This window comes from Alkalibacterium psychrotolerans (assembly GCF_054784355.1).
In genome coordinates this window covers 1-11,604 of record NZ_BAAGPH010000122.1, presented here as the reverse complement: position 1 = coordinate 11,604, position 11,604 = coordinate 1, and the positions used below count along the sequence as shown (strand labels likewise).

Genomic DNA, 11,604 nt, shown 5'->3' with positions numbered 1-11,604 from the left:
CAAGGCCATTAGTTCGGTCATGAAGGCATTAAAGGGCGCTTCTGCAAGGGACTGGTTTAAAGCCTACCCAGATACGAAGAAGGAGCTTTGGAAAGGGTCGTTATGGTCACATAGTTACTTTGCCAGTACTGTAGGCGACGTCTCCAAAGAAGTTGTGCTGCAATACGTTCAAGACCAGCTAAAAGAATACAATAGCGGGCGTTAGTGAGAAAACCCCTGGTTGAAACCAGGGGTTTTCTCACTAACGCCCCGTATAAAGGAGAGAATACCTCAGGAGGACTATCATTTGACTCCTCTACAGGGGAATACCGCATGAGCCACCGGGTCTCTAAAGACGGCTACTACAATGGTAGAAAAGTGCTGGACAAGTAAAAGAAGCTTTATTTCTAATTTAGGAGTGAGATAACTGGCTAAAAAAAGTAAGATTGAAAAGTTGAAACGTCAGCAGAGAACAGTAGAACATTACGCGACTTTGCGTAAAGAGTTGAAAGAAAAAGGCGATTATGAAGCGTTGGCCAAACTGCCGAGAGACGCTTCTCCTACACGTCTTCAAAACCGGGACAAAGTAGACGGCCGACCAAGAGGATACATGAGAAAATTTGGTTTGTCGCGCATCAGCTTCCGAAAGTTAGCGCACGAAGGAAAAATTCCAGGAGTCAAAAAAGCGAGCTGGTAAAGTCCGTTGAAAGTTGAACGCTATAATTAAAAGGAGTCGCTGAAATGAATCAGAAAATACCTGTTACAATCATCACGGGCTTTTTGGGTGCCGGAAAAACAACTTTGATTAATGAACTGCTTCATCAACCAAATGAAGAGAAAATTGCAGTGATTGTTAATGAGTACGGAGACGTAGGTGTCGATCACAATCTTGTCGTGAATGTTGAAGAAGAAGTATATCAGATGAATAACGGCTGTCTTTGCTGCACCTTACGGACAGATTTGTCTGATATGCTTCGTACCATTTACACGATAAGAGAAAAGCAGACGGTGGCAATTGACCGGATTGTTATCGAAACGACTGGTCTGGCTGAACCCGGCCCCATTGCACAGACATTCATGCGAACACCGTTTTTAGTGGAGCACTTTGAAATTGATTCGGTATTAACCCTAGTCGATGCGGGCAATGCATTGTATCAAATCGCTCATTTTGAAGAGTCTGTTAATCAAATAGCATTTGCCGATAGATTGCTGATAACAAAAAGCGACCAGGTAGATGATTATGCCCATCATTTACTTAGAGAAAAACTTCAGTCAATCAATCCTTACGCGATTATTAGCAGATTAAACCTGGACAGCATTACTGTCGGGGACGTTATTGGCTTGAACTTGTTTAATGCTCAGAAAATAGAAAAAGAAGACAATATAAATTCAGATCATAATTATAATAACAACCACGAGCATGACCACGACCACGGACACGAGCATCATTACGGGTGTCACAGCCACCATCACACGAATCATACAGAGGGGATTGTGACACTGTCATTGAAAGCAGATGAACCTATCCACCCGACTCTGATTGATATGTGGATGAATGAGCTGGTCATGACTTATGGAATGGATTTGTTAAGGTATAAAGGAATACTTAATTTGTATGGTGATTCGCATCAAGTCATCTACCAGGGTGTAAATATGGCCTTCAAAGCAGAACGAGGAGAACCTTGGAAAGAGGAAAAACGGGAATCTGTTCTCGTCTTTATAGGTAAAAATCTTCCAGTTGAGGAAATGAAGCAGTCCTTTCAAAACTGCTTGCTGACTAAAGAGGCAATGAAAGAATTAGGAATTGAATCATAAAATAATTCTGATGGGTATAGTATAAGGAGTGATTAAAATGGCAGAAAAAACAGATGTATCGACAGCTTATCGTCTGATGAAGAGTCCGAATAAAAAAACGGCTCGAAGAGGATTGAAAATTATCAAGCAAATGAAGAGAATGAAGAAAGGGATTAAATAAAATGAGAAAAAATATTACATTAGAATGTGTAGAGACAGGAGAACGTCTATATATTACAAGTAAGAACACCCGAAACAATCCTGACCGGTTGGAACTGAAAAAATATTCACAAAAGTTGAGACGCAAAGCTGTGTTCAGAGAAACAAAATAAAATCAAAAGCATAATGAAATTACTAACGATAAGGCAGCGTACGAGTCTGGCTTATCGTTATTTTTATATAAAAACAATGTAAATGTGGTAAAGTGAGTGTATAAAAGTATTTTCTACTGTACAGGTTGTTAAGGTGCTGGAAAACTATTGACGGGATTTGTTGACTAGTGCAAAATAGTGGAGAACGAATAAAGAAGCTTACTGAATGAAAGGAATAGATGAATGAGAAAAATTAAAGGAATTATTACAGGGTTAAGTGCCATCCTTTTGCTAGGTGCTTGTGGAACGAACGAAGCAGAAACGAACGGCGAAGAAGTGGAAGAGCTTGTATTGGGCTATTTTCCCTCAGCTGATGTCGAGAATATGGCAGCATCTGCCAGACCTCTTGAAGAATACCTGTCTGAACAGCTGGACATACCGGTCACTGGACAAGTGATGACGGACTATACTGGCCTTATTGAAGCCATGCGCAATCAGAATGCAGACATTGCCTTCCTGCCACCATTTGCCTTTGTTCAGGCGGAAGAACGGGCAAATGTTGAAGTCATACTGAAGGCTATTCGTGATGGTTCAGAGTCATATGTAGCCCAATACAATGTAGCTGCAGATTCTGATATCGATTCAATTGATGATTTAGTTGATACTGATGGACTGGTTTGGGCCTTCACCGATTACACATCAACGTCAGGCTACCTTTTCCCGGCACAGCAGCTGATGGATTTAGGCGTTGCTGATTTGGAAAGTCACTTCACAACGATTGATGTCGGTGCACACGATGCAGCTATTTTATCCGTACTCGATGGCCAGGCTGACTTTGCCACTACCTTTGAGGATGCACGTGTCAGGCTGGAAGATGAAATTCCAGACATTTATGATCAGATTCGCGTTATTGGCACCACAGAAGAAATTCCAAATGCCACCGTCTCTGTCAGAAGTGAACTACCTGAGGACCTGAAAGAAAAGATTCAGGAAGTCTTCCTCAATATGAATAATGATATGGAAATGCTTGCAGTATTGGAAGACGTTTATAACTGGGAAGGCTTTGCTCCCGCTGAGTCAGAAGACTATGATGTCGTTCGTGATGTCTACAGTGAGTTTGAAGAACTAATAGAGGAATAAAATACACACCAGTAAAAAAACTGTCCGTTTGAAACACCTCTGATTAAAAGAGAGGTTTCAAGCAGACAGTTTTTTAATAGAATAAAAAGAACAACAGCGGGATGGCGATAGCCGGAACAAAATTCATGACTTTTATCTTGGCCACTTCCAGTATGTTTAAGCCGAGGGCCAATATTAAAATTGATCCAATCGCATTGATGTCGTTAATCATAACGTCTGTCAAAAGAACATCCAAAGAGCTTGCGAATAGCGTAATTGCGCCTTGATAAAGAAAAACCAGTCCGCCGGAAAATATTACACCGATGCCTAGACTCGAGGCAAGAATGATACTTGTGATGCCGTCCATGAGCGCTTTTGTCAGTAGAACAGTATGATTACCAGTCAGCCCGCTTTCCAAAGGACCAACGATGGACATCGCTCCGACAGCCATAATTAAACTGGACATGACAAAACCTTTTGATATCGAAGCAGAGCCATTAGTTGGCGGAAAACGATACTCCAGAGCAGCGCCCATTTGATGAATTCTTTTATCCAAATCAATCCATTCGCCTAATGCGGCACCTATAACGAGTGATAAAATAATATAAATTGTATTTTCACCCGACATCATGCCGGTAATCCCGATATAAACGGCACTCATAGCCAGAGCCTTCATCAGAGCTTTTTCAATTTTTAACGGGATGCCCTTGTTGACAAAGAGTCCAATAGTACCCCCTACAAAGATAGCTAGTGTGTTGACGATGACTCCAAAAAACATAAACATTCTCCTATTAGCTATTTACCTACTCCCCACATTATAAATGTGACTATACAATCTTACAAATAAAGTTTTTATCATATACTTTAGGTTTCTAGCTTATTCTTTAATTCGTCTATGAAGAGATTGAGGTCAGGTGAAATAGATTCTGATTTTTGAGTCACCTGCCAGACAAAAGGGGAAGAAAAGAAGCGCTTGTTTAATGGAAGAATAGAAAGTTTATTCAATTGATCGGTTGACAGTCCTTTGATGATTGATGTAGTAGCAATAGTCAGGGCATTTCCGTAGAGAACGGTTTGAATAAGGGTCTCCATGTTGTTGGATTTTAAAATAGTATTTGACGAAAAGTCATTGTTAAATAATGTCATTAAAAATGACTCGATGATAGGGTCGTCGTATAATGCTAAAGGCATGGACTTTAATAGAGCCTCTAGCTCTTTAAGTGACTCCGGTTCACTCATGGGAGTAGACGTCAGAAATACGATAGTATCTTCTGCTATCGGCTTCCAATTTAAATGAGCATATAATCCGATGGGTTCTCGACTTACTACTAATCCTAATTGAGCTTCATGACCAGAAACTTTTGATACAACCGTCTCTGAACTTCCTTCGAGCACTCTCCACTGCAATGTCTGTTCAGGTTTGTTTTTCTTTAGGGTTTCTTCAAATAAGATTTGAGTAATTCCGGGAATCGTTGCAATCGTGAGCGTTTCTTTTTTATTTTTACTGATAGTCTCTAGTGAATTGGAAAGGTGACTTACTTCCTTCAAAATATTTTCAATATGCTGGATGATGACTTCTCCTTCAGCAGATATCTTCAGCTTACTGCTCGAGCGGTCAAACAAAGTGCAATTGAATAAACTTTCAAATTTCTTTACAGCCATACTGATTGTCGGTACGGTTACGTGATTGATTTCGGCAGCTTTTGTAAAGGAATGCTGACTATAGGTATCGTATATATATTGTAGTTGTTCAAAATTCATTTCAATCACCTTATCTAGTTAAATATTTTTTAAGCTCTTTTAAAAAACCTTCAATATAATTTATCTAACTATTATGTTACGCTTAGAATTAAGAAAGCGCAATCAATATGTATAAAACATAATATTGAGCTTAAAATTATTAAGAAGGGAAGTAGATTAATAATGAATATAAAAAGAGTAATGGTTGCTGGTGGCGGAGTATTAGGGAGCCAAATCGCAATGCAGACAGCCTATCACGGGTTCGACGTCGTCTTGTACGATATAAATGAAGAGTCGATTGACAGCGCGAAGGAACGTATGGACAAAATAACTAATCGATACAGAGAAGATTTGGATGCGACAGATGAAAAAATCAATGAAGCATATAATCGTTTAAGCTATTCAACTGATAAAGGCGAAGCAGTGAAGGGTGTGGATTTAGTAATAGAAGCCATACCGGAAGTAATCAAAATAAAAACGGAATTTTATGAAGAGTTAGGTACATTAGCTGATGAGCATACGATTTTTGCAACAAACACATCAACACTTCTTCCCAGTCAATTTGCTGAAGCTACTGGACGTCCGGAAAAATTCCTGGCACTGCACTTTGCCAATGAAATATGGAAAAATAATACTGCTGAAATCATGAAACATGACAATACGGATATGGAGATCTTCGAACAAATTGCAGAATTCTCCGAAGATATTGGAATGGTCGCACTAAGACTATATAAAGAACAACCGGGTTATATCCTGAACACGTTGTTAGTACCGCTTCTGAATTTTGGACTGGCTTTATACACCAAACAAGTAGCAGATATCGAAACAATTGATAAAACGTGGATGATTGGTACGGGAGCTCCTAAAGGTCCGTTTGCTTTTCTTGATATAATTGGAATTACCACTGCTTACAATGTGATTAAAACAAGAGCAGAAGAAACGGGAGATGAAGGTGCTGAAAAGTTGGCCGCATTCCTAAAAAAAGAATATATCGATAAAAACAAGTTGGGTGTGGCAACTGGAGAAGGGTTTTACACTTATCCGAATCCGAGATTCGAAGATCCAGACTTTTTAACATAATATGAATAAAAGAAGTAGTCATCAAAAGAACGAGATTATGTTAAAAAAATAAGCTATATTATTCTAATAAGAGGAAAACGAAGTCATTTCGTTTTCCTCTTATTTGTTTTGCACAATTTAATCCTTACAGCATTAATTAAAATCAGTGTTCTTCATTGTCGATTGTTCAGATGCTAGTGCGATTTCATAATAATGTAACTGTAAAAGAAGTGAGCTGTTTAAAAGAAGTAGCGGAGAAGTTGTGTTTCAGCCCCCAAAAACAATATCACAATCGAATTCAGTACAAAAAAATAGTATACTAAACTAAGTAGACAACAGACTAAAGATATAGAATAGAAAAGAGGGTAGCCGAGTGATTGAATTCAAAAATGTGTCCTTAACCTATCCAAATGGAGTCAAGGCGTTAAAAAATATCAATCTGACGATTAAAAAAGGTGAGTTTGTCGTAATCGTGGGGATGTCCGGGGCAGGAAAATCAACGTTAATCAAAACAATTAATCGGCTGGCCACTGTAACAGAAGGCGACGTGCTGGTTGATAGCGAGAACGTGATGCGCCTGAAAGAAAACCGTTTAAGAAAGTTACGAACGCAAATTGGTATTATTTTTCAGGACTACAATCTTGTCGGACGCATGTCCGCTATCCGAAATGTCATGGTGGGTCGCCTGGGTCATACCCCGACGTTTAATAGTCTTATCGGGCGCTTTCCTCAAAAAGATTTGCAGCTGGCTATGCGAAATTTAAACAGAGTCGGCATTGATGAAAAAGCTTACGTGCGGGCAGATCAGTTAAGTGGCGGGCAAAAGCAGCGGGTCAGCATTGCCCGGGTACTGACTCAACAGCCTAAAATTATACTGGCAGATGAGCCGGTGGCTTCTCTTGACCCGCCGACTTCCCATAAAGTCATGCGCGATTTGAAACGGGTGAGTAAAGAGGACGGACTGACAACAGTAGTAAATCTTCACTTCATTGATTTGGCCATGGAATACGCTGACCGCATCATAGGCATGCGTGAAGGTGAAATTGTATTCGATGGGCCCATTGAAGAAGTATCTGAAAAAACTTTTGAGGAAATTTATGGCCGTCCAATCAGAGAAGCAGAAAAGAGAGGCAACTAGAATGACGAAACAGACTAATAGTTCGAGTCGAGTCACACTCTTCAAAAAAGGCTTTTTCCTGAAATTTATTCTTGTCTTAAGTCTAGTTTTCGGTCTTTATGTATTTTCTGTCAGGCAGACCAATGCCTCTTTGCCGAGAATGTTTGCCAGCTTACCGCTCTTTTTCAGAATGGTGAGAGAAGACTTCTGGCCACCGGATTTTGCCTACTTCTCAACTGCTTTAAATCAGTTGATTGAAACCTTTAATATTGCTCTTATTAGTACGACACTAGCTGCTTTAGCGGCTTTTCCGCTGCTGTTTCTGTCTTCATCGACGGTTAATAAGCAGCCTCTGTTCTACCGTAGTTTCAGATTTATCATGACAGTGATAAGGTCTGTCCCTAACATTATCATGGTTGTTCTGATGGTGGCGGTCGTCGGACTGGGATCAGTGTCCGGTATATTGGCGTTGACGATTTATTCTGCGGCAGTACTAATCAAGCTGACAGGTGAATCAGTAGAGACCATTGATGGACGACCTATTCTGGCAATTAAAGCCATTGGAGGAAATACACCTCAAGTCATTCGATATGGTATTCTGCCTCAACTCACGCCACTCTATCTTTCCCATGTTCTTTATATGCTGGAAATTAACTTGAAAGCCTCGGTGGTTCTCGGCTTTGTTGGTGCAGGGGGAATCGGTCAGCTGATCAGACGTCAGATGAGTCTGTTCAGGTATGACCGACTGGGAATGATTATTTTTGTCTTATTTGTGGTCATCAGCATTATTGACTACATCAGCCAGACAGTAAGGAGCCGATTAGTGTGAGCCAGTCAACTAAAATTTCGCTGCGGTCTCAGCGTACACTTAAACAGAAAACGACATTTGCGCTTATTGTGTCAAGTTTGGCTTTACTGTACGCCTTTAGCCTGTGGTCTCAGGATTTCTCGATTGCTTCTTCGCAGTCATCACCCTTTACCATACTGTACCGCTTATTTATCGTTCCACTCATCAATCCCTCATACTGGCCTTCTTTTATCGAAAAAAGCTGGCTGATGATTGAAACAATTGCGATAGCCTATGCCGGTGGTATTGCCGCATCCATCCTGGCGTTACCTATTGCCTTACTTGCTGCTAAAAACAGCGGAGGAAAAGTGCATTATTTTGGTAAAATGATTTTAAATGCCATCCGCAGCATCCCGGAACTGCTATTTGGTGTCTTCTTTGTTGCGGCAGTCGGTCCTGGATCATTTGCCGGGGTGCTGGCAATCAGCGTCAACTCCATTGGCATGATAGGAAAACTGTATGCGGAAAGTATCGAATCAATTGACCGGTCTCCGGTTGAGGCGATTAGAGCCAGTGGCGGAAATGGACTTCAGGCGTTCTGGTATGGCGTCCTTCCACAACTGCTGCCACAATTTCTGTCTATCTCGCTTTTCCGTTTTGAAATTGATGTTCGGGCCTCGACCATTTTAGGGCTTGTCGGCGCAGGCGGAATCGGTGTGCCTCTGATTTTGGCCCAACAGCAGCGCCACTGGGAAGAAGTGGGTATTATTTTAATCAGCGTCATCGTATTCGTCGTCGTGATTGATACGATAAGTGGCCGACTGCGCGAAAAGTTAAATTAAAGAAAAAAGCCTATCACGCGATAGGCTTTTTTGGTAGATAATTAACTAATCTAGTCCTTGTCTGTTTTAAAATCAGTCGATGACGAATTCTGTTCCGCCAGTAAGTCTCTGATTTCTTCCAGGTATTGTTCCATCGTCGGTGCTTCCACTTCCACGTCCTGCTCTTCTTCACGTTTTCGGGACAAGCCGTTGATGACTTTAATCATCATAAACAAGACAAGCGCGATAAGTAGAAAGTCAATCACAGCTTGAAGAAACAGGCCGTATGCAATCTGTGCCTCACCAATTTGAATCGTCAGAAAATCGACACTGGCATTACCTGTCAGGGCAGCAATAATAGGGGTAATCACATGTTCCACAAGAGCTGTTACGATTGCAGTGAAGGCAGCTCCTAAAACAATACCGACTGCCAGTTCCATTACGTTTCCTCGCATAATGAATGCTTTAAACTCTTTAATCACTATCAAAACCTACTTTCTCAAATTATAATAATATGATTATACATCAAATAAATTTGAATAACATGTGGATAATGATTTCAGTTTTACTTAAATTTTACAAAAAACTTCTGGAGATACCGCCTCCAAGACGGTATACTTGATTTAGTTGAGTACGAATGATAAGCGCAAGAGCATTGTTCGTTTTTTAACAATAACACCTTGGCAATAAAGTTTCAAAAAGCAATAGACATTCGTATAAGCGAATGTTATTATCAGATTGTATGTTTAATATACACATTCACGTGAGCTGGGCATACATCACATTTATTTAGGGGGAATTATTTTGTCAAACAAATGGTTTAAAGGTTTAGGTATTGCACTAACTTCTGTCATGTTATTAGCAGCATGTGGTAACGATGATGATACAACTGAAGAGACAGCTTCAGATAACGGAAACGGTGAAGCCGGAGACGAAATGGTCGAAATCGATGAGATTTCAGTAGGCTTTGTCCCTTCTCGTGATCCAGATGAGATTTACGTAGCAACAGAACCTTTAGAGGACCTATTGATCGACGAATTAGCTGAACACGGTTTTGACGTTGGCAGCATTGAAATAACTGTCGGTACAAGTTATGAAGCAGTAGGAGAAGCGATGTCTGCAGGAACACTGGACGTTGGATTTATCCCTGGTGGAACGTTCGTATTATACGATGATTCTGCTGAAGTTATCCTGACTTCTACACGTGCTGGACTAAATAATGACTCTGATGACCCAGCTGAATGGAACGAAAACAAACCAACTGAAGGAACTGACGAACAGGTTACTTACTACCGTTCAATCCTGATTGCCGGACCTTCTGAAAAAGGTAGAGAATTAGCAGACAAAATCAACAGCGGGGAAGAACTGACTTGGGAAGACGTAGACTCAGCTTCATGGAGTGTTATGAACTCATCTTCTTCAGCAGGATACATTTACCCGACTATCTGGTTACAGGAAAACTTTGACCAGTCACTGACTGACTTGAGCCAAATCGTTCAAGCTGATTCATACGCTAACTCATTTGCCCGTCTAGCTTCTGAACAAGTTGACTTAATTGTTGCTTATGCAGACGCACGTCGTGACTATGAAGATTTATGGACGGAAGAATATGGACGTGACGCAAGCATCTGGGATGAAACAGACGTTGTTGGTGTAACACCAGGTATCTACAACGATACAATCTCTGTCAGCCAGTTCTCAGACATCATGGATGATGATTTAAAAGACGCTCTTCAGCAGGCATTTATCAATATTGCACAGACTGAAGAAGGTCGCGAAGTAATCGCCATTTACTCTCACGAAGGATACGAGCCTGCAACAAGTGAAGATTACGATGTAGAAAGAGAAGCTCAGCAGATTCTACGCGAAGTTTCTGAATAATAACTAATTTAAGAGTAAACAATAAATAAGATAAGCTGGGAGCGCCCTCTCCTGGCTTTCTTTTTGACTATTTCCAGAGAGGAACAAGGCAGCTATGATAGAATTTAAAGATGTAAACAAAACGTATCCGAACGGGGTTACCGCCTTAAACAATGTCAATTTGACCATTGATCAAGGTGAGTTCGTCGCCATTATCGGCTTGTCCGGAGCCGGTAAATCCACCTTAATCCGCTGCATTAACCGCATGCACGATATTAATGAAGGTACTCTGACAGTTAATGGTGTCAATGTCGGTAAACTAAAAGGCAAGCAAATTCGAAAATTCAGACGTAAAATTGGTATGATTTTCCAGTCCTTCAACTTAGTGACACGGACTAGTGTAATCAATAACGTACTCATTTCAACAGTACCGGAATTGTCCTGGTGGAGAAAATTCTTAGGACTTTTCCCGAAAGAGAAAAAAGTGGATGCGCTGGAAGCTTTGGATAAAGTAGGTATTTTAGATAAAGCCTATAACCGTGTGGACCAGCTATCTGGTGGGCAGCAGCAGCGAGTGGCTTTGGCCCGTACGATTGCACAGCACCCGGATATCATTTTAGCGGATGAGCCGGTAGCTTCACTTGACCCGGTAACGGCAAAAGTCGTCATGGATGACTTCAAGAAAATCAATAAAGAAACGAACATGTCTATCCTGATTAATATTCACCACGTTGAATTGGCTTTGGAATATGCAGACCGTGTGATTGGTATTCGCCAGGGTGAAGTGGTCTATGATGGTAAATCGGAAGATGTGTCTCAAGATGTTCTGGATAAGATTTACGGCAGTATGGACAATGTTCCAAAAATGGATGACCAAGAAAAAGCAGACTTATAAGCATTATGGTGGTAAGTCAAGAGAATAGATTATAAATAGACAACCTAATTTCATAAAAAAGGGTTCACTGAACTAAACCGTCACGTATTCGAAAATACGTTCGGTTTATGTCTTCGGATAGT

At 40.7% G+C, this 11,604-nt stretch carries 16 protein-coding genes; 13 read left to right on the top strand and 3 right to left on the bottom strand.

The genetic code is table 11. The features are described from left to right. The 7 genes from tnpA to ACYVLS_RS09890 form a co-directional block, all read left to right on the top strand. Nucleotides 1–205, top strand: a 205-nt coding sequence (gene tnpA / locus ACYVLS_RS09920; RefSeq protein WP_460324082.1) for an IS200/IS605 family transposase, incomplete at its 5' end; no start/stop codon positions are given. Next, nucleotides 205–372, top strand: coding sequence for a 50S ribosomal protein L32 (rpmF, locus tag ACYVLS_RS09915; protein WP_460324080.1), 168 nt, complete (start codon nucleotides 205–207; stop codon nucleotides 370–372). The genes tnpA and rpmF, both read left to right, overlap by 1 nt. A 34-nt stretch (nucleotides 373–406) precedes the next feature. Beyond that, a complete protein-coding gene (rpsN, locus tag ACYVLS_RS09910) occupies nucleotides 407–676 on the top strand; it encodes a 30S ribosomal protein S14 (protein WP_460324084.1) in 270 nt (89 codons plus the stop codon). Between the two features lie 44 nt (nucleotides 677–720). Further along, a complete protein-coding gene (locus ACYVLS_RS09905) occupies nucleotides 721–1,794 on the top strand; it encodes a CobW family GTP-binding protein (protein WP_460324078.1) in 1,074 nt (357 codons plus the stop codon). A 37-nt stretch (nucleotides 1,795–1,831) separates the two neighbouring features. Then, a complete protein-coding gene (locus ACYVLS_RS09900) occupies nucleotides 1,832–1,954 on the top strand; it encodes a putative metal homeostasis protein (RefSeq protein ID WP_460324076.1) in 123 nt (40 codons plus the stop codon). Nucleotide 1,955: 1 nt separating this feature from the next. Next, a complete protein-coding gene (rpmG, locus tag ACYVLS_RS09895; protein ID WP_460324074.1) occupies nucleotides 1,956–2,105 on the top strand; it encodes a 50S ribosomal protein L33 in 150 nt (49 codons plus the stop codon). Nucleotides 2,106–2,327: 222 nt separating this feature from the next. Then, complete coding sequence (locus tag ACYVLS_RS09890; protein ID WP_460324072.1) at nucleotides 2,328–3,224, top strand: phosphate/phosphite/phosphonate ABC transporter substrate-binding protein; 897 nt, start codon at nucleotides 2,328–2,330, stop codon at nucleotides 3,222–3,224. A gap of 73 nt (nucleotides 3,225–3,297) precedes the next feature. Here ACYVLS_RS09890 and ACYVLS_RS09885 read toward each other — a convergent pair whose 3' ends face one another. Both ACYVLS_RS09885 and ACYVLS_RS09880 read right to left on the bottom strand, forming a co-directional pair. Beyond that, entirely contained in the window at nucleotides 3,298–3,981 is a 684-nt protein-coding gene (locus ACYVLS_RS09885; protein WP_460324070.1) for a DUF554 domain-containing protein, read from the bottom strand. A gap of 86 nt (nucleotides 3,982–4,067) precedes the next feature. Next, the gene (locus ACYVLS_RS09880) at nucleotides 4,068–4,964 is read right to left on the bottom strand and encodes a LysR family transcriptional regulator (RefSeq protein WP_460324068.1); all 897 of its coding nucleotides are present in this window, start codon (nucleotides 4,962–4,964) and stop codon (nucleotides 4,068–4,070) included. A 162-nt stretch (nucleotides 4,965–5,126) separates the two neighbouring features. Between ACYVLS_RS09880 and ACYVLS_RS09875 the strand changes: the two genes are divergently transcribed. The 4 genes from ACYVLS_RS09875 to phnE (ACYVLS_RS09860) all read left to right on the top strand — a co-directional run bounded on the left by ACYVLS_RS09875 (nucleotide 5,127) and on the right by phnE (ACYVLS_RS09860) (nucleotide 8,748). Beyond that, nucleotides 5,127–6,023, top strand: a complete 897-nt coding sequence (locus ACYVLS_RS09875) for a 3-hydroxyacyl-CoA dehydrogenase (RefSeq protein ID WP_460324066.1) — start codon at nucleotides 5,127–5,129, stop codon at nucleotides 6,021–6,023. Nucleotides 6,024–6,375: 352 nt separating this feature from the next. Further along, nucleotides 6,376–7,140, top strand: a complete 765-nt coding sequence (gene phnC / locus ACYVLS_RS09870) for a phosphonate ABC transporter ATP-binding protein (protein ID WP_460324064.1) — start codon at nucleotides 6,376–6,378, stop codon at nucleotides 7,138–7,140. A 1-nt stretch (nucleotide 7,141) separates the two neighbouring features. Then, complete coding sequence (phnE, locus tag ACYVLS_RS09865; protein WP_460324062.1) at nucleotides 7,142–7,948, top strand: phosphonate ABC transporter, permease protein PhnE; 807 nt, start codon at nucleotides 7,142–7,144, stop codon at nucleotides 7,946–7,948. After that, nucleotides 7,945–8,748: a phosphonate ABC transporter, permease protein PhnE gene (phnE, locus tag ACYVLS_RS09860; RefSeq protein WP_460324060.1), complete on the top strand. Its 804-nt coding sequence runs from the start codon at nucleotides 7,945–7,947 to the stop codon at nucleotides 8,746–8,748. The genes phnE (ACYVLS_RS09865) and phnE (ACYVLS_RS09860) overlap by 4 nt, the downstream gene beginning before the upstream one ends. Nucleotides 8,749–8,798: 50 nt before the next feature. On the opposite strand, the gene mscL is transcribed toward phnE (ACYVLS_RS09860), so the two are convergent. Then, the gene (mscL, locus tag ACYVLS_RS09855; protein ID WP_460324058.1) at nucleotides 8,799–9,209 is read right to left on the bottom strand and encodes a large-conductance mechanosensitive channel protein MscL; all 411 of its coding nucleotides are present in this window, start codon (nucleotides 9,207–9,209) and stop codon (nucleotides 8,799–8,801) included. 322 nt (nucleotides 9,210–9,531) lie between these two features. Here mscL and ACYVLS_RS09850 point away from each other — a divergent pair, with 322 nt between their 5' ends. Together ACYVLS_RS09850 and phnC (ACYVLS_RS09845) are read left to right on the top strand one after the other, a co-directional pair. Beyond that, complete coding sequence (locus ACYVLS_RS09850) at nucleotides 9,532–10,608, top strand: phosphate/phosphite/phosphonate ABC transporter substrate-binding protein (protein ID WP_460324056.1); 1,077 nt, start codon at nucleotides 9,532–9,534, stop codon at nucleotides 10,606–10,608. A 94-nt stretch (nucleotides 10,609–10,702) separates the two neighbouring features. Beyond that, the gene (gene phnC, locus ACYVLS_RS09845; RefSeq protein WP_460324054.1) at nucleotides 10,703–11,482 is read left to right on the top strand and encodes a phosphonate ABC transporter ATP-binding protein; all 780 of its coding nucleotides are present in this window, start codon (nucleotides 10,703–10,705) and stop codon (nucleotides 11,480–11,482) included. The last annotated feature ends 122 nt before the right edge of the window (nucleotides 11,483–11,604 follow it).